Origin of the sequence: Microbacterium sp. NPDC012755, from assembly GCF_042901325.1 — a bacterium.
Lineage (GTDB): Bacteria > Actinomycetota > Actinomycetes > Actinomycetales > Microbacteriaceae > Microbacterium > Microbacterium natoriense.
Genome location: NZ_JBIBCT010000001.1, coordinates 2,701,597 through 2,725,816 on the forward strand (window position 1 = coordinate 2,701,597; position 24,220 = coordinate 2,725,816).

At 68.4% G+C, this 24,220-nt stretch carries 25 protein-coding genes; 20 read left to right on the top strand and 5 right to left on the bottom strand.

Going from position 1 to position 24,220, the window contains the following annotated elements:
- Positions 1-66: 66 nt before the first annotated feature.
- On the top strand, positions 67-465 hold the full coding sequence (locus tag ACFY5A_RS12500) for a phage holin family protein (RefSeq protein WP_105674700.1): 399 nt from the start codon (positions 67-69) through the stop codon (positions 463-465).
- 3 nt (positions 466-468) lie between these two features.
- Here ACFY5A_RS12500 and epsC read toward each other — a convergent pair whose 3' ends face one another.
- Complete coding sequence (gene epsC / locus ACFY5A_RS12505) at positions 469-1,038, bottom strand: serine O-acetyltransferase EpsC (protein ID WP_387234440.1); 570 nt, start codon at positions 1,036-1,038, stop codon at positions 469-471.
- A gap of 9 nt (positions 1,039-1,047) precedes the next feature.
- Positions 1,048-1,986: a cysteine synthase A gene (gene cysK / locus ACFY5A_RS12510; RefSeq protein WP_223586642.1), complete on the bottom strand. Its 939-nt coding sequence runs from the start codon at positions 1,984-1,986 to the stop codon at positions 1,048-1,050.
- A 99-nt stretch (positions 1,987-2,085) separates the two neighbouring features.
- Between cysK and prmC the strand changes: the two genes are divergently transcribed.
- The 16 genes from prmC to ACFY5A_RS12590 all read left to right on the top strand — a co-directional run bounded on the left by prmC (position 2,086) and on the right by ACFY5A_RS12590 (position 17,856).
- Positions 2,086-2,946, top strand: coding sequence for a peptide chain release factor N(5)-glutamine methyltransferase (gene prmC / locus ACFY5A_RS12515; protein WP_387234444.1), 861 nt, complete (start codon positions 2,086-2,088; stop codon positions 2,944-2,946).
- 41 nt (positions 2,947-2,987) lie between these two features.
- Positions 2,988-3,695 carry an L-threonylcarbamoyladenylate synthase gene (locus ACFY5A_RS12520; protein WP_387234447.1) on the top strand — a complete coding sequence of 236 codons (708 nt, stop codon included), beginning with the start codon at positions 2,988-2,990 and terminating at the stop codon, positions 3,693-3,695.
- The gene (locus ACFY5A_RS12525) at positions 3,692-4,861 is read left to right on the top strand and encodes a glycosyltransferase family 4 protein (RefSeq protein WP_105674690.1); all 1,170 of its coding nucleotides are present in this window, start codon (positions 3,692-3,694) and stop codon (positions 4,859-4,861) included. The genes ACFY5A_RS12520 and ACFY5A_RS12525 overlap by 4 nt, the downstream gene beginning before the upstream one ends.
- Positions 4,861-5,367, top strand: coding sequence for a hypothetical protein (locus tag ACFY5A_RS12530; RefSeq protein ID WP_387234450.1), 507 nt, complete (start codon positions 4,861-4,863; stop codon positions 5,365-5,367). Before ACFY5A_RS12525 ends, ACFY5A_RS12530 begins: the two co-directional genes overlap by 1 nt.
- A 147-nt stretch (positions 5,368-5,514) precedes the next feature.
- Positions 5,515-6,297, top strand: a complete 783-nt coding sequence (gene atpB / locus ACFY5A_RS12535) for a F0F1 ATP synthase subunit A (RefSeq protein WP_341942446.1) — start codon at positions 5,515-5,517, stop codon at positions 6,295-6,297.
- 46 nt (positions 6,298-6,343) lie between these two features.
- Complete coding sequence (gene atpE / locus ACFY5A_RS12540) at positions 6,344-6,577, top strand: ATP synthase F0 subunit C (protein WP_105674684.1); 234 nt, start codon at positions 6,344-6,346, stop codon at positions 6,575-6,577.
- A gap of 26 nt (positions 6,578-6,603) precedes the next feature.
- Positions 6,604-7,155, top strand: coding sequence for a F0F1 ATP synthase subunit B (locus ACFY5A_RS12545; protein ID WP_341942445.1), 552 nt, complete (start codon positions 6,604-6,606; stop codon positions 7,153-7,155).
- Positions 7,155-7,943 (top strand): F0F1 ATP synthase subunit delta, encoded by a 789-nt coding sequence (locus ACFY5A_RS12550; RefSeq protein ID WP_341942444.1) that lies wholly within the window; start codon positions 7,155-7,157, stop codon positions 7,941-7,943. Before ACFY5A_RS12545 ends, ACFY5A_RS12550 begins: the two co-directional genes overlap by 1 nt.
- A 47-nt stretch (positions 7,944-7,990) precedes the next feature.
- Positions 7,991-9,631: a F0F1 ATP synthase subunit alpha gene (gene atpA, locus ACFY5A_RS12555; protein ID WP_105674678.1), complete on the top strand. Its 1,641-nt coding sequence runs from the start codon at positions 7,991-7,993 to the stop codon at positions 9,629-9,631.
- 19 nt (positions 9,632-9,650) lie between these two features.
- Entirely contained in the window at positions 9,651-10,550 is a 900-nt protein-coding gene (locus tag ACFY5A_RS12560; RefSeq protein WP_105674676.1) for a F0F1 ATP synthase subunit gamma, read from the top strand.
- 21 nt (positions 10,551-10,571) lie between these two features.
- Positions 10,572-12,026 carry a F0F1 ATP synthase subunit beta gene (gene atpD, locus ACFY5A_RS12565; RefSeq protein ID WP_105674674.1) on the top strand — a complete coding sequence of 485 codons (1,455 nt, stop codon included), beginning with the start codon at positions 10,572-10,574 and terminating at the stop codon, positions 12,024-12,026.
- Between the two features lie 2 nt (positions 12,027-12,028).
- Entirely contained in the window at positions 12,029-12,289 is a 261-nt protein-coding gene (locus tag ACFY5A_RS12570) for a F0F1 ATP synthase subunit epsilon (RefSeq protein ID WP_045258871.1), read from the top strand.
- An 85-nt stretch (positions 12,290-12,374) separates the two neighbouring features.
- Positions 12,375-13,121, top strand: a complete 747-nt coding sequence (locus tag ACFY5A_RS12575; protein WP_341942443.1) for a peroxide stress protein YaaA — start codon at positions 12,375-12,377, stop codon at positions 13,119-13,121.
- 116 nt (positions 13,122-13,237) lie between these two features.
- Positions 13,238-14,083: a large exoprotein gene (locus ACFY5A_RS12580; RefSeq protein ID WP_387234456.1), complete on the top strand. Its 846-nt coding sequence runs from the start codon at positions 13,238-13,240 to the stop codon at positions 14,081-14,083.
- Between the two features lie 185 nt (positions 14,084-14,268).
- Positions 14,269-15,063: a PP2C family serine/threonine-protein phosphatase gene (locus ACFY5A_RS12585; RefSeq protein ID WP_105674670.1), complete on the top strand. Its 795-nt coding sequence runs from the start codon at positions 14,269-14,271 to the stop codon at positions 15,061-15,063.
- Between the two features lie 69 nt (positions 15,064-15,132).
- Positions 15,133-17,856, top strand: coding sequence for an FtsK/SpoIIIE domain-containing protein (locus tag ACFY5A_RS12590; RefSeq protein ID WP_387234459.1), 2,724 nt, complete (start codon positions 15,133-15,135; stop codon positions 17,854-17,856).
- Between the two features lie 12 nt (positions 17,857-17,868).
- Here ACFY5A_RS12590 and ACFY5A_RS12595 read toward each other — a convergent pair whose 3' ends face one another.
- Positions 17,869-18,864, bottom strand: coding sequence for an asparaginase (locus tag ACFY5A_RS12595; RefSeq protein ID WP_387234462.1), 996 nt, complete (start codon positions 18,862-18,864; stop codon positions 17,869-17,871).
- A 97-nt stretch (positions 18,865-18,961) separates the two neighbouring features.
- Between ACFY5A_RS12595 and ACFY5A_RS12600 the strand changes: the two genes are divergently transcribed.
- Positions 18,962-19,441, top strand: coding sequence for an OsmC family protein (locus tag ACFY5A_RS12600; protein ID WP_387234465.1), 480 nt, complete (start codon positions 18,962-18,964; stop codon positions 19,439-19,441).
- Positions 19,442-19,456: 15 nt separating this feature from the next.
- Here ACFY5A_RS12600 and ACFY5A_RS12605 read toward each other — a convergent pair whose 3' ends face one another.
- Complete coding sequence (locus ACFY5A_RS12605; RefSeq protein WP_105674664.1) at positions 19,457-20,236, bottom strand: 1-acyl-sn-glycerol-3-phosphate acyltransferase; 780 nt, start codon at positions 20,234-20,236, stop codon at positions 19,457-19,459.
- A 127-nt stretch (positions 20,237-20,363) separates the two neighbouring features.
- On the opposite strand from ACFY5A_RS12605, the gene ACFY5A_RS12610 reads away from it, so the two are divergent.
- Together ACFY5A_RS12610 and dxr are read left to right on the top strand one after the other, a co-directional pair.
- Positions 20,364-21,347, top strand: a complete 984-nt coding sequence (locus tag ACFY5A_RS12610) for an FKBP-type peptidyl-prolyl cis-trans isomerase (protein WP_386953165.1) — start codon at positions 20,364-20,366, stop codon at positions 21,345-21,347.
- A 37-nt stretch (positions 21,348-21,384) separates the two neighbouring features.
- Positions 21,385-22,476 carry a 1-deoxy-D-xylulose-5-phosphate reductoisomerase gene (gene dxr / locus ACFY5A_RS12615; RefSeq protein WP_387234468.1) on the top strand — a complete coding sequence of 364 codons (1,092 nt, stop codon included), beginning with the start codon at positions 21,385-21,387 and terminating at the stop codon, positions 22,474-22,476.
- Positions 22,477-22,518: 42 nt separating this feature from the next.
- Here the strand turns inward: dxr and ACFY5A_RS12620 are convergent, their stop codons facing one another.
- Positions 22,519-24,141 (bottom strand): Mur ligase family protein, encoded by a 1,623-nt coding sequence (locus ACFY5A_RS12620; protein WP_387234471.1) that lies wholly within the window; start codon positions 24,139-24,141, stop codon positions 22,519-22,521.
- Positions 24,142-24,220 lie beyond the last annotated feature (79 nt).

Sequence of the window (24,220 nt, forward strand, 5' to 3'; positions counted from 1 at the left end):
GACGGCCGGTGGACGCGCAGACGCTGCGCTCCCACCGGCCGCGCGGGGGAGCGATATGCTCAGCCCGTGATCACGCTTCTCTTCCGCTCGCTCATGTACCTGGTCTCCGCGGGCATCGGCCTCATCGTCGCCGACCTGCTGCTCCCCGGATTCCAGATCCAGTGGGACAAGTGGTGGGGCTTCGTCATCTGCATCCTGATCTTCGCGATCCTGCAGAGCGTGCTCTCCCCGTGGGTCAGCAAGCTGGCCGACCGCTACGCCCCGGTGCTGATGGGCGGCATCGGCATCTTCTCGACGCTGATCTCCCTCATCGTCGTCGTGCTGCTGCCCATCGGAGGGCTGCGCATCGTCGACGCGACGGGCTGGCTTCTGGGCGCGGTGATCGTCTGGCTCGTCACCGCGATCGGCAGCGTCGTGCTGCCGCTGATCTTCCTCAAGAAGGAAGTGCGCAACCGCCGCCGCTGACGCTCAGATCGAGTAGTCGGGTGCGGTGAGCAGCGCCCTGGTGTCTTCGCCGGCCGTGCGACTGCGCGCCTTGGCGGGGACGCCGACGAGGATGCTGTCCGCCGGCGCGTCACGGGTCACGACGGCGTTGGCGCCGATGACCGACCCCGCGCCGATGGTGATGGGGCCGAGGATCTTCGCGCCCGCTCCCACCGCGACGCCGTCGCCGAGGGTCGGATGCCGCTTGCCCGAGTCCCGCGTGCGGCCGCCGAGGGTGACGCCGTGATAGAGCATCACGTCGTCACCCACCTCGGCGGTCTCGCCGATCACGACGCCCATGCCGTGATCGATGAAGAAGCGTCGGCCGATCGTGGCGCCGGGATGGATCTCGACGCCGGTGAGCCAGCGCGCGATCTGGGAGCCCGCACGGGCGGGCAGCCGCAGTCCGCGACGCCACAGCGCATGCGACACGCGGTGCGCCCAGATCGCGTGGAGCCCTGGGTACAGCAGCGCGACCTCGGCGGCGCTGCGGGCCGCCGGGTCGCGGAGCCTCGCTGCCGCGATGTCCTCGCGCATTCGGCCGATCATGCCCATCGGTGCGGGTCAGTCCTCGCGGAGGTCTTCGAACAGCGCCGTGGAGAGGTAGCGCTCGCCCGTGTCCGGTGCGACGACGACGATCGTCTTGCCCGCGTTCTCGGGGCGCGCGGCGACCTTGAGCGCCTGCGCGACGGCGGCGCCGCTGGAGATGCCGACCAGCAGGCCCTCCCGTGCGGCGAGTGCGCGCGCGGTCGAGATGGACTCGTCGAACTCGGCGGTGATGATCTCGTCGATCACATCGCGGTCGAGGATCGCGGGCACGAAGTTCGGGCCGATGCCCTGGATCTTCGCGGGTCCGGGGTGACCCTCGGAGAGCAGGGGGGAGTCCTTCGGCTCGACGGCGATGACCTTCACGTCGGGCTTGGCCGCCTTGAGCGCCTGGCCGGTGCCGGTGATGGTGCCGCCGGTGCCGATGCCCGCGACGAAGAAGTCGATGTCGCCGTCGGTGTCGCGGAGGATCTCCTGCGCGGTGGTCTCGCGGTGGATCTGCGGGTTCGCGGCGTTCTCGAACTGGCGGGCCCAGACGGCGCCCGGCGTGCTCTCGATGATCTCCTGCAGAGCTTCGATGGCGCCCTTCATGCCCTTGGTCGGGTCGGTCAGCACGAGCTCGGCGCCGAACGCCTTGAGCAGCACGCGGCGCTCCTTGGACATCGAGGCTGGCATCGTCAGGATGACCTTGTACCCGCGCGCCGCGCCGACGAGGGCGAGGGCGATGCCGGTGTTGCCGCTCGTCGCCTCGACGATCGTGCCGCCGGGCTTCAGCTCTCCCGATGCTTCAGCGGCGTTCACGATCGCGATGCCGATGCGGTCCTTGACGCTGGATGCCGGGTTGTACGACTCGAGCTTGACGAGGACGGTGGCGTCCAGCCCTTCGGTGAGGTGGTTCAGGCGCACCAGCGGGGTGTTGCCGAACGCCGTGGTGATGTCGGAGTGGATGCCGGGCATGGAAGAGCCTTTCCTGAGCGGGGTGACTGCCGACAGCCTAGGGGAGGGGTCTATGCGCCTCGCCTTTATGACGGTCGGTTGCACTCTACGCTGGAACCCATGCCCGACACCTCGCTCGCCGCCCTCATGCACGCCGCCGCTCAGCGTCTCGCTGAGGCCGGCGTCCCCGATCCTCTGGTCGACGCCGAGCTCCTCGCCGGGCACGTGCTCGGCCGGAGCAGGGGAGAGGTGCAGGCGGCGATCATCCGCGGCGATGCGCCGGGAGAGGAAGAGGCCGCGGCCATCGACGCCGTGGTCGTGCGCCGCGCGGCGAGGGAGCCGCTGCAGCACATCACCGGGACGGCGCCCTTCCGCCACCTCGAGCTCGCGGTCGGCCCCGGGGTCTTCGTGCCGAGGCCGGAGACCGAGACCGTGGTGCAGTACGCGATCGACGCGCTTCTCGCTGCGGCCGAGCCCGAGCCGATCGGCATCGATCTGGGCACGGGCAGCGGCGCGATCGCCCTCGCGATGGCGACCGAGGTGCCGCACGCTCGGGTCTTCGCCGCCGAGCTCTCGCCCGAGGCGTACCCGTGGGCGCGGAGGAACACCGAGGGCGTCGCGAACGTCACCCTCGTCAACGAGGACCTCGCCCATGCGTTCCGCGACCTCGCCGGCACGGCATCCGTCGTCATCTCCAACCCTCCCTACGTCCCCGACGCCGCGATCCCGCGCGATCCGGAGGTGCGGCTGTTCGATCCGGCCATGGCGCTGTACGGGGGAGAGGACGGCCTCGACATCGTGCGCATCCTCAGCACCAGGGGTCTGGAGCTGCTGCGAGGCGGCGGGCTCCTCGTGCTGGAGCACGGCGAGCTGCAGGGCGAGCAGATCCGCAGCATCCTGGCGGCCGACGGGTGGCGTGCGACGGCGACCCACCGTGATCTCACCCTTCGCGACCGCGTGACGACGGCCGTCCGCCCCTGACCGGTGGCCCCACAGCCATCCCCGACTAGAATCGACCCGTCATGTCTTCCATCTTCGACTGCGGCGATGAGTCGCAGCTTCTCGCCGGTATGCGCCACGCGCGTCAGGCGATCAGCCGCGGCGAGCTCATCGTGATCCCCACCGACACCGTGTACGGCGTGGCCGCCGACGCCTTCTCGCCGACGGCCGTGCAGCGGCTCCTCGACGCCAAGGGTCGAGGGCGCAACCAGCCCCCGCCCGTCCTGATCGGCTCGCGCAACACCCTCACCGCTCTCGTGGAGAGCGTGCCGGAGCCCGTCGAGCGGCTCGTCGAGGCCTTCTGGCCGGGCGGACTCACCATCGTGCTCCCTGCGCAGCCCTCGCTGGTGTGGGACCTGGGCGAGACGAGGGGCACGGTCGCGGTGCGGATGCCGGAGGGGCGGGTCGTTCTCGAGCTGCTCGCCGAGACCGGGCCGCTCGCGGTGTCCAGCGCGAACCTCACCGGCAAGGATGCAGCCGTGTCGGCCCTCGACGCGGAGCGGATGCTCGGCGACAGCGTCACCGTCTACCTCGCCGACGGGATGAGCCGCGACGGCATCGCCTCGACGATCATCGATGCGACGTCGCTGGTGACTCGCGGCGCCGAACCGGCCACGGGCGGCGTGCGGATCCTGCGTGACGGCGCGATCTCCCGCGCCCAGCTCGAAGAGGTCATCGGCGAACTGCTGGAGCCGGCCCTCGATCCGTCCGAAGAGGACGGGGATTCGTGAAGCAGTACCTCTTCACGATCATCCTCACCGCCGCGATCACGTTCGCACTGACCTCGGCGGTGTGGCGGCTCAGCCTCCGCTTCAAGCTCTACCCGAGCATCCGCGAGCGCGATGTGCACAAGACGCCCACGCCGCGCCTTGGCGGTGTGGCGATCTTCCTCGGCATCGCCGTCGCGATGCTCGTCTCCGCGGCCAATCCGTTCTTCGCCACGATCTGGACGCCGCCCCAGGCGATCTGGTCCATCCTCGGCGCCTCCCTGCTGATCGCGATCATCGGCGTCGTCGACGACCTGTGGGATCTCGACTGGATGATCAAGCTGGGGGCGCAATTCCTCGCGGCCGCGATCATCACCATCGGCGGCGGCCTGCAGATCCTCTCGCTGCCGTTTGGGGACATGCTCGTCTTCTCCAGCTGGCTGAGCATCACCATGACGATGTTCGCGATCGTGATCGTCATGAACGCGGTGAACTTCATCGACGGGCTCGACGGGCTCGTCGCCGGCGTCTGCCTCATCGCGAACGGCGTGTTCTTCGCCTACTCGTACATCGTGACCCGTGACACCGGCGCCTCGACGTTCTTCAACCTCTCCACCTTCATCGCCGCGGTCCTGATCGGCGCGTGCCTGGGCTTCCTGCCCCTGAACTGGAGTCCAGCGAAGATCTTCATGGGAGACTCCGGGGCGCTGGTGATCGGGCTCCTGATGGCCACGTCGGCGATCTCCCTCACGGGCCAGCTCGATCCGTCGATGATCGATCCGGAGCGCATCGGCCGCTCGGGCCTCCTCGGCGCGTTCATCCCGATCCTGCTGCCGCTGCTCGTGGTGCTGCTGCCGCTTCTCGATTTCGGCCTCGCCGTGCTCCGCCGCATGAGCGCCGGCCGGTCGCCGTTCTCTCCCGACCGCAAGCACCTCCACCACCGGATGCTGGACCTCGGCCACCGCGACCGCGACGCCGTGCTCATCTTCTACGCCTGGACCGCCGTGATCTCGCTCGCCGTGCTCCTCATGTACGTCGGCGCACGCGAGGACTGGCCCGGTCAGTACCTCCCAGGCGTGGCCTTCGGCGTCGTGGGCATCGCCGCCTGCCTCGTCATCACCCTGAACCCCTCCCGCCGCAGGACGCACGCGGCGGGCGCTGCACCCGACCCGACACCCGTGGAGTCCTGATGAGCCCGAGCCCCGTTTCCAGCACGCCGATCCTTCGGCGCACCCTGATCTGGTCGGCAGTGGCCACGGGCATCCTCGCGGTCATCGCCGGAGGCGTCGGCTACATCGTCGCGCAGGGGCAGGGTCTCGTGAGCGGACTGCTCGGCGTCCTGCTCGCCGCGCTGTTCCTCGCGATCACCGGCATCAGCATCCTCGTCGCCAACCGCTGGTACGGCGAACCCCTGTACGTGCAGCTGTTCTTCGCGATCGTCCTCGGCGGGTGGCTGCTCAAGCTCGGAATCTTCTTCCTCGTCATGGTTCTCATCAGCGGCCAGCCGTGGATCCACCCGACCGTCTTCATCTTCTCCTTCGTCGCAGGGGTGCTGATGTCGCTGGTGATCGACGCCGTGACCCTCATGAAGATGCGCCTGCCCGTGGTGAGCGATGCGTCACTGCCCACCGAGGTGCCGGAGGACCGGGCTCCCGGGGCCGCGAATAGTACTCCTGAGGGCGGCTCCGCGTCTTAGGGGACCCTCAGATTCTGATAGGGTTGACACGTGCCCGCCGCTCGTCCGCGAGCGCTTGCGCTGTGAAGCACACCGACCATCGTCGCCCCGGTTCTGACCGGTGCCCCGAAGCTGGAGCCCGCGCTGTTTAATCTTGCTGCGACCCTGATGCCACGACTCGCCACTGATGGCGAGTTCCACGGACCGTCGATCGATGAGTTCTTCCCTGACGCCGTCTTCCAGATCGGCGACCTGGTCATCCACCGCATCCACCTGATCCAGTTCCTTGCCACGGCGGTCGTCGTGCTCATCCTCTGGCTGGGAACCCGCAAGATGCGCGTCGTCCCTGGTCGTTTCCAGAGCGTCGTCGAGATGGGCCTGGACTTCGTCCGGGTGAACATCGCGGAAGACCTGCTCGGACGCAAGGACGGCCGCCGGTTCCTGCCGATCCTCACCACGCTCTTCTTCATGATCCTGTTCATGAACCTCACGGGAATCATCCCGGGTCTGAACATCGCCGGCACCAGCATCATCGCCGTGCCGCTGCTGCTCGCGGTCGTCAGCTACGTGACCTTCATCTACGCCGGCATCAAGAAGAGCCCGAAGAACTTCTTCAAGAACTCGCTGTTCCCGTCCGGTGTGCCGCCGTTCCTCTACATCATCGTCACGCCGCTCGAGATCATCTCGACCTTCATCATCCGGCCGGTGACGCTCACCCTCCGACTGCTGATGAACATGATCGTCGGGCACCTCATGCTGGTGCTGTTCTTCTCGGCGACGCAGTTCTTCGTCTTCACCCTGGGCAGCGGGTGGATCGCTCTCGGCGCGGGAACCCTCGCGTTCGGCTTCGCCTTCACCCTGTTCGAGGTCCTGGTGGCCTTCCTGCAGGCCTACGTCTTCACCATCCTCACCGCGGTCTACATCCAGCTCGCGGTCGCAGAAGAGCACTGAGCGGGTCGGCAACAACTGCCTTCCCACCCAACGAAAGGAAAAACCCGTGGACGCAACTACGGTTCTCGCTGAACTCAACGGCAACATCGCCACCGTGGGCTACGGCCTCGCAGCCATCGGTCCGGCCATCGGCGTCGGTATCGTCGTCGGCAAGACGATCGAGGGCGTCGCCCGTCAGCCCGAGCTGGCCGGTCGCCTGCAGGTTCTGATGTGGATCGGTATCGCCTTCACCGAGGCGCTCGCCTTCATCGGCATCGCGACCTACTTCATCTTCCAGTAATCCGACCTCTTCGATAAGGAGACAGGATGCTGAACGCTCTTGTCACGTACGCAGCGGAAGAAGCGCCTCACAACCCGCTGATTCCCGAGCTGTACGACATCCTCTGGTCTTTCGTCTGCTTCGTCGTCATCCTTGGCGTGGTGTGGAAGGTCGCACTCCCCAAGATGTATGCACTGCTCGACGCGCGCTCCGCCGCCATCGAGGGCAACATCGCCAAGGCCGACGAGGCTCAGAAGCAGGCCGAGGCCGCGCTCGAGGAGTACACGCGTCAGCTGGCCGAGGCTCGCACCGAGGCCGGTGAGATCCGCGAGGCCGCCCGTGAGGACGGCAAGAAGATCGTCGCCGAGGCGAAGGACGCCGCCTCCACCGAGGCCGCTCGCATCACGGCCACCGCGCACACGCAGATCGAAGCCGAGCGCCAGGCGGCGTTCGTCTCGCTGCGCAGCGAGGTGGGCTCGCTCGCCATCGACCTCGCCGGCGGCGTGGTCGGCGAGACGCTCTCCGACGATGCACGTGCGACGGCGGTCGTCGATCGCTTCCTCGCAGACCTCGAGGCATCCGAGAAGGCGGCTCAGTAATGGGCAGCGCGACCACTCAGGCACTCGCGGCATCCACTGAGGCGCTTGCCGCGGCGTCGTCCGTCAGCATCGACACTGCGCGCGAGCTGTTCGCCGCCGCGCACGCCGTTGGCGAGTCGTCGCATCTGAGCGGCGCGCTGGCCGACCCCGCGGCTCCGGCCGCGGCGCGACAGAACGTCGTGGCAGCGGTGTTCGGCGGGTTCTCCCAGGACGTGCAGAGCGTCCTGAAGACCGTCGTCGCCGAGCGCTGGTCGAACGCCGATGAGCTCATTGACGGCATCCAGGAGCTGGCCATCCGCGCAGCGGCGATCGCCGACCCGAAGGCCGACATCGAGGGCGAGCTGTTCAGCTTCTCCCGCGTGATCGCCCAGAACTCCGAGCTCGAGCTCGCCCTGGGCAGCCGTATCGGGGGAGAGGACGCCAAGGTCGCTCTCGTCGAGCGTCTGCTCTCCGGCGGCGTCAGCACGGGTACGTCGGTCATCGTGTCGTCGCTGGTCCGCCAGCCGCGCGACCGTCGAGTGCGTCAGCTGCTGAGCCGGGCGATGAACATCGTCTCCAGCCAGCGCGGACGCGTCGTCGCCACGGTGCACAGCGCCTCGCCGCTCAGCGAGGCTCAGCGCACCAGGCTCAGTGCGGCTCTCTCGAGCCGCTACGAGGGTCAGGTCTCGCTCAACGTCGTCATCGACCCTGCCGTGGTCGGAGGTCTGCGCGTGCAGATCGCCGATGACGTCATCGACGGCAGCATCTCCGCTCGACTCGCAGACCTTCGCCAGAAGCTCGCGGGCTAACACGACTTCGCGCGGGGAACCGCGCACCCAGATACAAAGGGAAGACAATGGCAGAACTATCGATCAGCCCCGACGTCATCCGTGACGCGCTGAAGGACTTCGCCGCAGCATATGAGCCCACCGGCGCCGCAGCGACCGAGGTCGGCACCGTCATCGACGCCGCCGACGGCATCGCGCACGTCGAGGGACTGCCGGGCGTCATGGCGAACGAACTCGTCACCTTCGCCGACGGGACCAAGGGCCTGGCCCTGAACCTCGAAGAGCACGAGATCGGCGTGGTCGTCCTCGGCGACTTCACCGGCATCCAGGCCGGCATGGAGGTCACCCGCACCGGTGAGGTCCTCTCGGTCCCCGTCGGCGACGGCTACCTCGGCCGCGTGGTCGACCCGCTCGGCAACCCGATCGACGGCCTCGGCTCGATCGCCACCGACGGCGTTCGCGAGCTCGAGCTGCAGGCGCCTGGCGTCATGCAGCGCAAGTCGGTCCACGAGCCGATGCAGACCGGCATCAAGGCGATCGACGCCATGATCCCCGTCGGCCGCGGCCAGCGTCAGCTGATCATCGGCGACCGCCAGACCGGCAAGACGGCCATCGCGATCGACACGATCATCAACCAGAAGGCCAACTGGGAGTCCGGCGACGTCACCAAGCAGGTGCGCTGCATCTACGTGGCGATCGGTCAGAAGGGCTCGACCATCGCTTCGGTGAAGGGCGCGCTCGAAGAGGCCGGCGCTCTGGAGTACACCACGATCGTGGCCGCTCCGGCATCCGACCCCGCCGGCTTCAAGTACCTCGCCCCCTACACCGGCTCGGCCATCGGCCAGCACTGGATGTACGGCGGCAAGCACGTCCTCATCATCTTCGACGACCTGTCGAAGCAGGCCGAGGCCTACCGTGCCGTCTCCCTGCTCCTCCGCCGCCCGCCGGGCCGTGAGGCCTACCCGGGTGACGTCTTCTACCTGCACTCCCGCCTGCTGGAGCGTTGCGCGAAGCTGTCCGACGAGCTCGGCGCAGGGTCGATGACCGGTCTGCCGATCATCGAGACCAAGGCCAACGACGTCTCGGCGTACATCCCGACCAACGTGATCTCGATCACCGACGGCCAGATCTTCCTCCAGTCCGACCTCTTCAACGCCAACCAGCGTCCGGCGGTCGACGTGGGTATCTCGGTCTCGCGAGTCGGCGGTGACGCTCAGGTCAAGTCGATCAAGAAGGTCTCCGGAACGCTGAAGCTCGAGCTGGCGCAGTACCGCTCGCTCGAGGCCTTCGCGATGTTCGCGTCCGACCTCGACCAGGCCTCGCGTCGTCAGCTCTCGCGCGGTGCGCGTCTGACCGAGCTGCTCAAGCAGCCGCAGTACTCGCCGTACCCCGTCGAGGAGCAGGTCGTCTCGATCTGGGCCGGCACCAACGGCAAGCTCGACTCGATCGAGGTCGAGGACGTGCTGCGGTTCGAGCGTGAGCTCCTGGACTACCTGCGTCGCAACACCAAGGTGCTCGACACGCTGCGTGAGACCAACGTCCTCGATGACGACACGGTCGCGGAGCTGTCGAAGCAGACGGATGCCTTCATCCTGGAGTTCCAGGGCGGCAAGGGCCACGCCATCGGCGCCCCTGGTCACGAGGAGCACGCTGCAGCCGAGGCTGAGGACGTCAACCAGGAGAAGATCGTCAAGGGTCGTCGCGCGTAATCGCGCGGGGTACTGAAACATGGGCGCTCAACTCAGGGTCTACAAGCAGAAGATCTCTTCTGCTCAGACGACCAAGAAGATCACGAAGGCGATGGAACTCATCGCGGCTTCGCGCATCCAGAAGGCGATGGCACGCGTCAAGGCGTCCAGCCCCTTCGCGCGGGCCGTGACGAGGGCTGTGTCCGCCGTCGCGACGCACTCGAACGTCGACCACCCGCTCACCCGTGAGCCCGAGAACATCCGCCGCTCCGCTGTCGTGATCTTCTCGTCGGACCGCGGTCTGGCCGGTGCCTTCAACTCGCAGATCCTCCGTGAGGGTCTCGAGGTGGCCGAGCTCCTGCGCGAGCAGGGCAAGGAGCCGGTGTTCTACCTCATCGGCCGCAAGGCCGTGGGCTACTTTCAGTTCCGCCGCCTCACCGCGGCGGCGGAGTGGACCGGCGACACCGACACCCCGACGTTCCACACTGCGGAGGAGATCTCGGCCACGCTGCTCGAGGCCTTCACCCGCGGGGGAGACGCCGGCGGCGTGGATGAGATCCACCTCGTCTTCAACCGCTTCGTCAGCATGATGACGCAGGAGCCGGAATCCGTGCGCCTGCTTCCGCTGGAGATCGCGGAGGCCGACGAGTCGGAGGCCGGGAACACCGTGTACCCGCTCTACGAGTTCGAGCCGGATGCCGAGACCGTGCTGGACGCGATCCTGCCGGTGTACATCCAGAGCCGCGTCTTCAACGCGCTTCTGCAGTCGTCCGCCGCGAAGCAGGCCGCGACGCAGAAGGCGATGAAGTCCGCCAGCGACAACGCCGACAAGCTCATCACCGACTACACCCGTCTGCGCAACAACGCGCGCCAGGCGGAGATCACGCAGCAGATCGCAGAGATCGTCGGCGGCGCCGACGCGCTCTCGTCGAGCAAATAGACCATCAGGAGAGAGACGAAAATGACCCCCACCGCCACGGCTGACAAGCCGGCGACCGCGGTCGTCGGGCGCGTCGCACGCGTCAACGGTCCGGTTGTCGACATCGAGTTCCCGCACGACTCGATCCCCGACATCTACAACGCGCTGAAGACCACGATCGTCATCGGCGAGGAGTCCACCGAGATCACGCTCGAGGTCGCTCAGCACCTCGGCGACGACCTCGTTCGCGCCATCGCCCTCAAGCCCACGGACGGCATCGTCCGCGGCCAGGAGGTTCGCGACACCGGAGAGGCCATCTCGGTCCCCGTCGGCGACGTGACCAAGGGCAAGGTCTTCAACGTGATCGGCGAGGTCCTCAACGGCGAGCCCGGTGAGACCATCGAGGTCACCGAGCGCTGGCCGATCCACCGCAAGGCGCCGAACTTCGACCAGCTCGAGTCGAAGACCACCATGTTCGAGACCGGCATCAAGTCGATCGACCTCCTGACCCCCTACGTGCAGGGTGGAAAGATCGGTCTGTTCGGTGGAGCCGGTGTCGGCAAGACCGTCCTCATCCAGGAGATGATCCAGCGCGTCGCGCAGGACCACGGTGGTGTGTCGGTGTTCGCCGGTGTCGGTGAGCGCACCCGTGAGGGCAACGACCTCATCCACGAGATGGAGGAGGCGGGCGTCTTCGACAAGACCGCCCTCGTCTTCGGCCAGATGGACGAGCCGCCGGGGACGCGTCTGCGCGTCGCCCTCTCGGCGCTGACGATGGCGGAGTACTTCCGCGACGTGCAGAAGCAGGACGTGCTGCTCTTCATCGACAACATCTTCCGCTTCACGCAGGCCGGTTCCGAGGTCTCCACGCTGCTCGGCCGCATGCCGTCCGCCGTGGGTTACCAGCCGAACCTCGCCGACGAGATGGGCCTCCTCCAGGAGCGCATCACCTCGACGCGCGGTCACTCGATCACCTCCCTGCAGGCGATCTACGTGCCGGCCGATGACTACACCGACCCGGCTCCGGCGACCACCTTCGCCCACCTCGACGCCACCACGGAGCTCTCGCGTGAGATCGCGTCGAAGGGTCTGTACCCGGCCATCGATCCGCTGACCTCGACGTCGCGCATCATGGACCCCCGGTACTTGGGCGAGGACCACTACCGCGTCGCGACCACCGTCAAGCAGATCCTCCAGAAGAACAAGGAGCTGCAGGAGATCATCGCCATCCTCGGTGTCGACGAGCTCTCCGAGGAAGACAAGATCGTCGTGGCCCGCGCCCGTCGCATCCAGCAGTTCCTCTCGCAGAACACCTACATGGCCAAGAAGTTCACGGGTGTCGAGGGTTCGACCGTCCCGCTCAAGGAGACCATCGAGTCGTTCGATGCGATCACCCGCGGTGACTTCGACCACGTCGCCGAGCAGGCGTTCTTCAACGTCGGCGGCATCTCCGACGTCGAAGAGCAGTGGGCCAAGATCCAGAAGGAGAATGCCTGACCATGGCGCTGCATGTCAGCCTCGTCTCCGCTGAGGCGGAGGTCTGGACGGGAGAGGCGAGCCTCGTGGTCGCCAAGACCGTCGAGGGTGAGATCGGCTTCATGACCGGCCACGAGCCGGTGCTGGCCATCCTCGCCGAGGGCCAGGTCCGGATCACCCAGGAAGACGGCACCAAGGTGCTGGCGAACGCTCAGGATGGATTCCTCTCCATGGAGGGCAACAACCTGACGATCGTCGCCGGCAACGCGGCTCTCATCGCCTGATCATCTTCACCGCGTCCGCCTCGGTCGCCGCGAGTCCTGCTCACGGCACCGAGGCGGACGTGTCTGTATCCACCGAGGTGTTCTCATGAAGATCCTTCTGCCGCCGTCGGAGACCAAGCGCGAGGGAGGGACGGGCGCCCCGCTCGACCTGGCCGAGCTGGCGCTGCCCGGACTGCACGACTACCGCAGCGCCGTCATCGACGCGCTCATCGACCTCTCCGCCGACGAGGCGTCGGCGAAGAAGGTGCTCAAGCTGAGTGAGCGTCAGGCGGGCGACATCGCCCACAATCGGATGCTGCGCACGTCCGCGACGATGCCGGCCGTCGACCGGTACACGGGCGTCCTCTTCGATGCTCTCGACGCCGGTTCGCTGAGCTCCGCGTCGCGCCGCTGGCTTGGCGCGCACGTCTGGGTCCATTCGGCGCCCTTCGGCCCGGTGGGTGCCCTGGACCCGATTCCCGTCTACCGCCTCGCCGCGGGGACGTCTCTCCCCGGTCTGAGCGCGCTTCGCCGGCACTGGGCGCAGGCGACGAGCGCCGCGATCGCCGAGGAGGAACCGCCGTTCATCCTCGACCTGCGCAGCGAAGCCTATGCCGCGCTCGGACCGATCCCGGCATCCGTCCCGGCGGCCTATGTGCGCGTGGTGACGCACGAGGGTCGCGCCCTCAACCACTTCAACAAGAAGTCCAAAGGGCTCCTGGTGAGGGCGCTCGCGGAGCAGCGTCCTCGTATCGGGTCTCTGCGGTCATTGCGGAACTGGGCAGGCCGAGAGGGCATAACGCTGCGCGACACCGAGGAGTCAGGGGTTCTGGAGTTCGTCGTCGAGGAATGACGCCACATGTCGGCGTCGAGGTCCGCTCCGCGTGGGCCGTTGCTCGTCGCTGACGACCTCGCTATGGTTGTGTCGCAGCGTATCTCGGCGACTGCCCATCGGATCCGGAGGGGATCATGAACTCACTTATCGGTGCCGCATCGACGGCCGCCGCATCCTCATACTTCTATGACGGCTACTACGACGGAGGAGGCGCCGCCGCTGCGGCAGGCCTCCTGATCTTCGCCTTCATCGGACTCATCTTCGCCGCGGGGTTCTATGTGATCTCCGCGATCTTCTTCATGAAGATCTTCGAGAAGGCTGGTGTCGAAGGCAAGTGGCGTGCCTGGGTGCCCGTGTACAACACCCTCATCTTCGCGAAGCTCGGTGACATCTCGCCCTGGGCCGTGCTCATCGCCTGGGCGCTGAGCTTCATTCCGTACCTGAACTTCCTCACCGGCATCGCGCTGGTCGTGCTGCTCGCCCTGGCGGCGTGGCGCGTGGGACTGAAGCTTCAGAAGGACGCGATCTGGGTCGTCCTCTACATCTTCCTGTCGCTCATCTGGCTCGGCATCAACGCCTTCGACAAGTCGCGCTGGAACCCGAACATCGCCCCGGCCCCGTGGGCGGCGAACAGCTTCCTCGCCGACTCGACCGTCTGGCAGGGTGTTCCCGTGCAGCCGCGTCCGGCCGCACCGGCACCCGGCTACGGCGCGCCCCAGGGATACGCTCCGCCCGCACCGCAGGGTTACGCGCCTCCCGCACAGCCTGGATACGCTCCTCCCGCACAGCCCGGCTACACGCAGCCCGCGCCGCCGGCGCAGCCCGGCTACGCGCCTCCGGCCGCTCCTGCGACCGGCGCACCTGTGCCCCCGGCCCCGCAGACGCCTCCGGCCGCTCCGCAGACGCCCCCGGCGCCCCCTGCGGCACCGCCGGCAGCTCCGCCCGCAGCGCCGAGCGACCCCACGCAGCCCCCTGCGTGACGATCTGATGCAGAGAGCCCTCGACTTCGGTCGGGGGCTCTCTGCCGTTGTCGGTGCCGGGTGGGGAAGGGCGTCGATAGTCACCGCCGTGCCCGTGCGCGTGGGTGAGATGGTGCCGAAGTCCACTACGATGTGTGTGTATCCTGAGGCCCCCCGATTCGCCGCAGGCAATCCGGAGGCAGCACGTGGCTGAGACGACAACGAAGACGCACAGCGTCACGGTCGCGCATCGGCAGCTGGCGCTGTCGTGGGCCGGAGTCACCGATGTCGGCCTCCGGCGCGAGACGAATCAGGATTCGTTCTACGCCGAGTATCCGCTCTTCGTGGTCGCCGATGGCATGGGCGGACACGCCGGCGGCGAGATCGCCAGTCAAAGCACGGTCACCCGTCTCGAGGCTCTCGTCTCCGCGGGCGAAGTCGGACGCGAGGCGATCGAGAACGCGCTGGAGCTCGCCGTGGGCGACATCGCCGCGCATCCGGAGACGACCGACGAGGGCACAGGGACCACGCTCACCGGAGTCTTCCTCGAAGTCGACGGCGATGATGCGCGCTGGGTCGCTCTGAACATCGGAGACTCGCGCGTGTATCTCCTGCGCGACGATCGGCTCGTGCAGGTGACGACCGATCACTCCGTGGTGCAGGAACTCATCACCGCGGGCAAGATCAGCCCCGAGGAGGCCGAGGGGCACCCCTACAGCAACGTCATCACTCGCGCGGTCGGAGCGAGCGAGCTGACGGCGCCCGACTACGTGCTGATCGACATCCAGGTCGGCGACCGGTTCGTCATCTGCTCGGACGGGCTGACCAAAGAGCTCACCGACTACGGCATCCAGCACTTCCTCCGCGAGCACAGCACCCCTGGTCCCGCCGTCGATGCGATGCTCGCAGCCGCGCTCGAGAACGGCGGCAGGGACAACGTGACGCTCATCATCGTCCAGGTGGACGACTCGTCCTCCACGGAATCGACTTCCGCGGAGTGATCGCCGCTCCACGGCCTTCGGCTGTGGAGAACGCTTCGGGCCCCGCACGCATGCGGTCCACTGGTCGGTATGGACTCCCTCCCGATCTCGATTCCCGCCGCACCCATCGACGGCCGGAGACCGCCGATCCCCTTTCTCGCGGCCCTCGTCCCCGTCGCGTCGGGTATCGTGCTGTGGCTGCTGACCGACTCCCTCTACGCGCTCTGCTTCGCGGCTCTCGGTCCGCTGATGATCGCGGCGTCGGTGATCGATGGGTCGCGGGTGCGCCGAAAGACCAGGCGCGACGCGGAGCGGGATGGAGAGCGCGACTGGCAGCGGGCAGAGGGAGAACTCGCGCGTCGTCACGAGGAGGAGCGGCGTCTTCTCGATCATCGTCATCCCGATGCCGCGTCGTGTCTGGTGCAGACGCCTCTCCGCGGAACCCATCCGGTGGACGCGGAAACGGAACTGGTCATCGGACGAGGAATCGTTCGCAGCGGCGTCCGCGCCGTCGGCGCCGATGACGCGAGGGCGAGAGACTTCCAGGAACGATGCGGCGTGCTCTCCGACGCTCCCATCGTGGTTCCTCTCGGCGGGGGAGTCTGTCTCCGTGGGGCGGAGCCGGTGGTCCTTGCGGCCGTGCGCGCCCTCGTCGTGCAGGTGCATCTGCGGTTCGGCGCCGGTCGGATCGCGCTCGCGGGTGAGCGACTCGTCGAATGGGGCCTCGGGGCATTCGTCTCCTCGGGGAGATCGCGCAGAGAGCTCTTCAGGCTCGGGGTCGCCCGCGAGGGCGATGCGCGTCCGCAGGCGGATGCCGTGCTCTGGATCGCTTCAGGGGACGGTGACGTCCCTGGGGGCGTCACGACGGTGCTGGACATCATCGAGCCGCGTCGAGCCCGCCTGCGGACGCCTCAGGGCGTGATGGAGGAGATCGCCGTCGAGGGGATCTCGTCGGCGCAGGCGGAGGCGATCGCGGTGGCGGCGGCAGACGACGAGACGGGAGCTCTGCCCGATGAGGTGATGCTGTCGGAGCTGACGTCGTCTGCCGAGGGGCGAGGTCTGTCTGCGGCCGTCGGCGTCGGAGAGCAGGGGGCTGTCGTCCTCGACATCGTCGAGGACGGACCGCACGCGATCGTGACCGGGACGACCGGCACGGGCAAGAGCGAACTGCTGGTCTCCTGGGTGACGGCGATGGCGGCGGTGCACGGACCGGACCGCGTCGTCTTCGTCTTGGCGGACTTCAAGGGCGGCACCGCTTTCGAGCCCCTGCGCGCGCTCCCGCAGGTGGCGGCCGTGATCACGGACCTGGATGAGGCGGGCGCACGGCGCGGAGTGTCCAGCCTGACCGCAGAGCTCCGGCGTCGAGAGGGCGTCCTCGCCGCGGCGGGCGCCCGCGACATCGGCGCCGTGGGGATGCCGCGCCTGGTGATCGTGATCGATGAGTTCGCGGCGATGCTGCAGGAGCACGCTGACCTGGGAGCGGTGTTCACCGACATCGCCGCCAGAGGCAGAGCGCTGGGGATGCACCTGATCATCGGCACGCAGCGAGCGTCGGGCGTGATCAAGGACGCGCTGGCGGCGAACTGTCCGCTCCGACTGAGCCTGCGTGTCGGAGATCCGGCCGACAGTCGCATTGTGATCGGCACGGATGCCGCGGCCGAACTGCCAGGAGGTGCGCTGTCGAGAGGCTTGGCGTTGGTACGCCGGCCGCAGGACTCCGAACCGGCGGTGATGAGAGCGGCGCTGACCGGTGTCGCCGACCTTCGCGCGGTCGCGATGCGGTGGTCGCAGGCTGAGCGTTCTCCCAGCCCGTGGCTGCCGGTGCTCACCTCCACGATCCCTCTCGAGACTCTCCGTGGTGAGGAGGAGAGCGGCGCAGTCCTACTGGGACGATCGGACGATCCCGCGCATCAACGCCAACCGGTGGAGACGCTGCGGGTCGGCACGGAGCGCGGACTCGCCGTGCTCGGCGCCGCGGGTTCGGGGCGCTCCTCACTGCTGCGCCTGCTCCGGCATCAGCGACCCGATGCGTTGTGGATCCCCGATGATACGGAGGGCGCATGGGATGCGGTGACCGAGCTGGCACGAACCGGCGGAGCGGATCTCGTGCTGTGCGACGATCTCGACGTCAGAGCGTCCGAGCTGCCGCCCGAGCACTCTCAGCTGTTCGTGCAGCTGTGGGACAGGATCCTTCGAGGAGGTTCGGGCACGACGTTCGTCCTCACCGCGACCAGAGCATCGGGACCGGTCGGGCGCCTCCTGGACGCCCTCCCGAGGCGGGCCCTCCTGCGGATGCCCAGCAGGGTCGAGCACCTCGCGGCGGGCGGAGACTCGGCGACGTTCGATCGCGATCGCGGCCCTGGGCGGGCGTGGATGGGAGAACGTGAGACGCAGTTCGCCTGGGTGCCGGAGGAGGCGCCATCCGAGTGGACTGCGCCCATCGCGTCTACTGGCTGGACTCCCACCGCCGACGTCACCGCGATCGTCACATCGGGGCCGCACTCCGTGGCGCGGGTTCTCGGTGAGGCCTATCCCGACTGCGAGGTGCTCCTCGCTCCGACCCCTCCGTCGTCGTCGCGGCCCGCCATCCTCGTGGCCGACGCCGACACGTGGCAACGCAACTGGTCGCTGTGGCAGACGGTGCGCACGCGCGGCGAGGTTCTGATCAGGGCCGAGAACCCCACCGACCTCCGTCAGCTCGCAGGGGTCAGGGAGACACCGCCGTTCGCCCGCACCCATGCCGGGCGGGCGTGGTCGCTGCGTGAGGCCGAAGGGCCGCGCAGGGTGATCGTACCCGTGCTGGACGGGCGGTGACGGGTGGGCCGCTCAGATGCCGCTTCCGAGCCGGATGGCGCCGACGTCCTTCCCGCCGCCGAGAACGGCGAGCGGAAGGGCCTCGGCAAGAGCGGCGACGTCGGCTTCCTGCAGGGCGCCCGCACGAACGAGGAGAGTCGCGGCGACGAGAGTGGAGGCGCGTGCGGATCCGTCGAGCATCTTGAGGGCGACGGTGGTCCCGTTCGGAGCGACCATCACCATGATGCCCTCGGCGCCGCCCTTGGCGAAGACGCCGAGCTTCTCGATCGCGAGGGTGTCCGGCCGTCCGGGGCCCTCGATGGTCCACGGGCTCTCCTTCACCGCACGGACGAGCGAACCCGCGACGCGGTGCAGTGCGAAGGGAGAGCGCTCGGAGGCGCTTCCGATCCGGTGGATCGCGCGGGCGAGGCCGGTCAGGGTGATCGCGTGCACGGGAGCTCCGCATCCGTCGACCGACGTGTGGGCGACCCTCTCGCCGGTCAGGCGCTCGACGACCTCGCGGATGTGCACCTGCAGCGGGTGCGCGGGGTCGAGGTAGCCATCGGTCGGCCAACCCGTCGCCACGCAGGCGCGGAGCATCGCGGCGTGCTTGCCGGAGCAGTTCATGCGGATGCGGGTGGGGACGCCGTGCTCGCGCACGAGCTCGTCACGCGTCGACGTGTCGCTCGGCCAGGATTCGGGGCAGCCGAGGTCGTCCTCGGTGAGCCCGCCCTGGGTGAGCACTTCGCGGACGACCTCCGCATGGCGATCGGTGCCCACGTGGCTTGCCGTGGACAGAGCGAGCTGTTCGCCTTCGAGGGGAGCTCCCGCGGTGATGCAGGCGATCGCCTGCAGAGGCTTGAGGCTGGACCGCGGGAGGATCAGCGCGTCGATGTTGCCGTGTCTCGCGACGACCTCGCCCTCGGGGGACAGCACGACGGCAGCGCCCGCGTGGCGGGACTCCACGAAGCCGCTTCTTTCCACGACGGCGAGTTCAACGGCATCCTGAACGGTGAGAGTCTCCAGCACCACCCAAGACTACCGTCGGTGCGGGCGCGCTCGCGGTCACCCGCCGTCGGGGCGCACGTCGGGGCATGTGCCGGGGTGACGCTGGCAGACTGTATCCATGGCACTCGGCGAGCACAGGTACGCACTCACCTCGACGTGGACGGGCAACACCGGCACGGGCACCAGCGGATACCGCGACTATCGACGCGACGTCACTCTCGAGGTCCAGGGAAAGCCCGAGATCCTCGCATCGAGCGACAAGCCGTTCCGCGGGGACGTCTCGAGATGGAACCCCGAGGACCTCCTTCTCGCGTCGCTCTCGGAGTGCCATCTGCTGTCGTATCTGCACGCCTGCGTGACCGCCGGAGTCGTCGTGGTCTCGTACCGCGATACGGCGTCCGGTCTGATGACGGAGGACGGCCGCGGCGGGGGCGCTTTCGTCGAGGTCGTGCTGCGGCCGGAGGTCGTGGTGGCGGAGGTCTCGATGGTGGAGGCAGCCAAGCGGGCCCACGCTCAGGCGAACGAGTGGTGCTTCATCGCGAACTCGATGAACTTCCCCGTACGTCACGAGGCCACGGTCACGGCTGAGCGGGCCTGAGCTCAGCGTGAAGCGTCAGCGGCGCTCGTGGGGGAGCGCCTGCTTGATCTTCTCGATCGCGCCCTGCGCGGGCGCCTCGTTGTAGGCTCCAGCGAGCTCCTGCCCGGAGAGCGCGTGGATGGCGGCCATGATCTCGTCGGTGGCGAGACGCCGAGCCTTGCCGCTCGTCGCCGGGCCGTGCGGGGAGAGATCCAACGGCTTTCCGAACTTCACCGTGATGCGCTCAGAGAGGGTGGGCATCTTCGCGCCGACCGGCATGACCTTGTCGGTGCCGATCAGTCCGACCGGCACGACGGGGGCGCCCGTCTGCAAAGCGAGGAAGGCGACTCCGGTGCGCCCCTTGTAGAGGCGGCCGTCGGTGGAGCGGGTGCCCTCGGGGTACAGCGCGACAGCAAGCCCTTCTTCGAGGAGCTGACGCTGCAGGTCCAGCGCGTCCAGAGCGGCCTGGCCTGCTCCGCGGCGAACGGGGATCGCCCCGATGGACTCGAAGAAGGTCTTGCTCAACCAGCCCTTGGCGCCGGTGCCTTCGAAGTAGCTCGACTTGGCGAGGAAGTGCACGGGGCGGGGCGCGGCGACCGGGATGGCGATCGAGTCGATGAACGACAGATGGTTGCTCGCGAAGATCACGGCGCCGTCGAGGGGGACGTTCTCCCTTCCTTCGATGCGAGGGCGGTAGATGAGACGGGCGAGCGGGCTGATCAGGCTGCGGCCGAGCGCATAGGTGAACCCTGCGTGACGCGGCTTCGCGGTCTCCGCGGGAGAGGAATCGGGCTCCACGGACTGCTCAGAGGTCATCAGAGAAGGCTACTCCCGATCCCATGCCGTTACCGGAATGCAATGCGCAGCCCCCGCGCCTCCCAGCGCGGACCAAGCCGCGTACGAGAGTATGGGATGTCCCACCAGAGATCCTGAGGTCTTCACTGTGCGCAAGCGTCCGCTCATCGTCCTGTCCACCGTCGCCGCGGCGACCCTGCTCCTGGCCGGATGCTCCGGCAGCTCGAAGCCAGAGTCGTCGAGCACTCCGAGCCCCACGGCGTCGAGCTCCTGCCTCGCCGAACTGAAGTCCGGCGCCGGTTCCGATGCCGTCACCGTCGACGGCACCGGCGCCGCCGCGAAGGTCACCGTCCCCGAGGGCACGGAGATCAAGGAAGCCGAGCGCTCCGTCGTGGTCAAGGGCGATGGCGACGACGTCAAGCCCGGCGACCTCGTCTCCCTCCGCTACCAGCTCGTCGATGCGACGACCAACGAGGTGCTCAGCACCTCGGAGCGCGGTCCGGACGGCGTCCTCTCCGCTCTGCTGGCGACCCAGCAGTCGCAGCAGATCGTCGACCCCACGCAGTCCACAGTGTTCACGGTGGCCGCGGAGTGCCTGCCGATCGGCTCGAGCGTCGTGCTGACGCTGCCGGCGTCGGGGGAGGGGATGCACCCGAGCGTGCTCTACGTCGAGACCATCGACGAGCTGCCGACGACCGCGTCCGGCACCGCCGTCGACCCGACCGAGGGCATGCCCGAGGTCAAACTCGATGACGACGGCGCGCCGACGATCACGGTTCCGAAGAGCGATGCACCGACCGAGACCGAGGTTGCCGTCCTCAAGCAGGGCGACGGTGCGGTCGTCGCCTCTGGCGACCTGGTCACCGTGCAGTACCGCGGTGTGAAGTGGTCGGATGGCAAGGAGTTCGACTCGAGCTGGAGCCGTGGTGCGATGCCGGCGCAGTTCCAGACCACGAGCGTCGTCACCGGATTCAAGACGGCCCTCGAAGGCCAGAAGGTGGGCTCGCAAGTCGTCGTCGTGATGCCCCCGAAGGACGGCTACGGCGCGTCTGAGGGCAACGAGCTGCAGAATGAGACGCTCGTCTTCGTCGTCGACATCCTCGCGACCACCCCGATCGAGGTCGCGCAGTAACACGGGACGAGCCGAGGGCGTGACATAGGCTGGCGGCATGCGTCGCATCATCGTCCTCGGCTCCACCGGTTCCATCGGCACTCAGGCGCTCGACGTCATCCGGGCGAACCCACGACGGTTCGAACTCGTGGGCCTGGCGGCAGGCTCGAACGCCACGATGCTCGCCGAACAGGCGGAGCGCTTCCAGGTCGATGCGACCGCTCTGGGCGCCGCCGAGGCGGAACAGCTGGTGCGCGACGTCGATGCCGACGTCGTGCTCAACGCGATCACCGGGTCGATCGGCCTCGGGTCGACGCTCGCCGCGCTGAAGGCCGGACGCACGCTCGCGCTGGCGAACAAGGAGTCGCTGATCGTCGGAGGAGAGCTGGTGCTCGCCGCCGCCGCGCCCGGTCAGATCGTGCCGGTGGACTCCGAGCACTCCGCCTTGGCGCAAGCGCTGCGCAGCGGAACGCACGATGAGGTGCGTCGACTCGTCGTCACGGCATCCGGCGGTCCGTTCCGAGGCCGCAGTCGTGGCGAGATGGAGACCGTCTCCCCGCAGGAGGCTCTCGCTCACCCCACCTGGGACATGGGGCGCATGGTCACCACGAACTCCGCGACCCTGGTCAACAAGGGACTCGAGGTCATCGAAGCCCATCTGCTCTTCGACGTCGCGTACGACGACATCGACGTCGTCGTCCACCCGCAGTCGATCGTGCACTCCATGGTCGAGTTCATCGACGGCTCGACGATCGCCCAGGCCTCGCCGCCCGACATGCGCCTGCCCATCTCCCTCGGCCTCGACTGGCCGAACCGCGTCGGCGGTGTCGGGCGACCGCTGGACTGGACGAAGGCATCCTCCTGGACGTTCGAGCCGCTCGACGACGTGGCGTTCCCCGCCGTCGCTCTCGCGAAGGCGGTGGGGCGCGCCGGTCGCACGTTCCCGGCGGTCTACAACGCGGCGAACGAGCAGGCGGTCGACGCGTTCCACGAAGGACGGCTGTCGTTCCTCGGCATCGTGGACACCATCGCCAGGGTGGTCGATGCGCACGAGCCGCCGGAGACTCTCACGGTGGAGTCCCTGGCCGAGGCGGAGCTCTGGGCGCGCCGCACCGCAGACCGGTTCATCGCCGCAGGCGCGGCCGCCTAGCCCCGTCGATCCGGCATCAGATCGCGGAGCCTCGGCGAGACCTCAGTCCTCGTCGGGGTACGGCACGGGCCAGTGCGAATCGGGTACAGGCCACCCCGCAGCCTTGAGAGCGCGACGGGCGAGCTCGCGGGCCGAGTACGGAGTGCGCATCCCGCGGATGTCGCGGTAGTCCTGGTGACCCGGACCGGCCCACAGGATCGCGTCTCCTTCGCCGACCAGGCCGACGGCGGCGACGATCGCCTTCTCGGGCGGTGAGTACTCATGGATCTCGGCATCCGGACGTGCGGTGCGCGCGCCCTCCACGAGTGTGGTCCTGATCGAGTCCGGGTCTTCGAAGCGCGGATGGTGATCGGTGATGACGAGGATGTCGCTGCCCTCGACGGCGGTGCGCGCCATGTCGAAGCGCTTGCTCGCGTCGCGGTCGCCGTCGGCGCCGAACAGCATGAGGACGCGGCCCGGCGTAACCCGGCGCACGGCGGCGAGGGTCTTCTCGAACGCGTCGGGCGAATGGCCGAAATCGACGAAGACGGCGGGGCCCGCCGCGCCCGAGACGAGCTGCGTGCGCCCGGGCAGATAGGCCTCGATGCCGCCGTCTCGCTCCAGAGCCGTGACGATGCGGTCCCAGTCGTAGCCGCCCTCGAGCAGCATCACGATGGCGAGAGCGGCGTTCGCCGCCATGTGCGGTCCGATGACGGGCACGGTCGTGGTGAGGACGCCGGCCGGGCCGGTCATCGTGAACGTGGTGCCCGCGGCGCGCTCGTCGTCGATCGACACGACCCAGTCGGCGCGCGCAGCGGCCTCGGGATCGGCGGCGATGGAGGGGGTGCCGACCGTGACCACGGGGATCTCCGCGCGTGCGACGACGGTCGCACCCGAGGGGGAATCCAGGCAGACGACCCCGCGGCGCGCCCGGTCAGGACGGAACAGAGGCAGTTTCGCCTCGAAATACTCCTCCATGTCGGCGTAGTCGTCGAGGTGGTCGTGGCTGAGATTGGTGAAGCCGGCGACGTCGAAGAGGATGCCGTCGACACGATGACGGGAGAGGGCCTGTGCGCTGACCTCGACGGCCACGGCCTCGACGGCCCGCTCGCGCATGAGGGCGAGCAGCGCGTGCATCTCCGAGGCCTCGGGGGTGGTCAGACGGGAGACGATGACCTCGCCGGCGATGTGACGCTCGGCGGTGGAGGAGAGCCCGGTGACGACGCCGAGCTGATCGAGGATGCCCTCGAGCAGGTGCGAGACGCTGGTCTTCCCGTTCGTGCCCGTCGTCGCGAAGAGCAGCGGCAGCTCGTCGTCCGCGCCGGTGCCGTACACCCAGGCGCTGAGAGCGCCGAGGACCGCTCGCGGGTCATCGACGATGACGGTCGGGAGTCCGACGGGCTCGGCGATCACGGCGCCCGCAGCATCCGTGATGATCGCGACGGCGCCCTTCTCGGCGGCGGTGGCGGCGAACTCGGCGCCATGGCGGTTCACGCCCTGGATCGCGACGAACGCCTCGCCGGCGCGGAGGTCGGCCGTGGCGAGGGTGATCCCCGTCAGGGCGACTCCGGTGAGATCGCCGCGGACCTCGCGGGCGAATCGGGTGGCGAGTTCGGACAGCTCGCGCCGGGGCGGGTTCGCGGGGCGGAGCACGGGAGGCAGGCTCGGTTGTTGTTCAATCGACATGTCCCCACCATGATCTCATGGCTCGATCCCGTTGCCGGATGCGGCACGGCCCCGCCTTCGTCGCACAGGCCTCCCGATG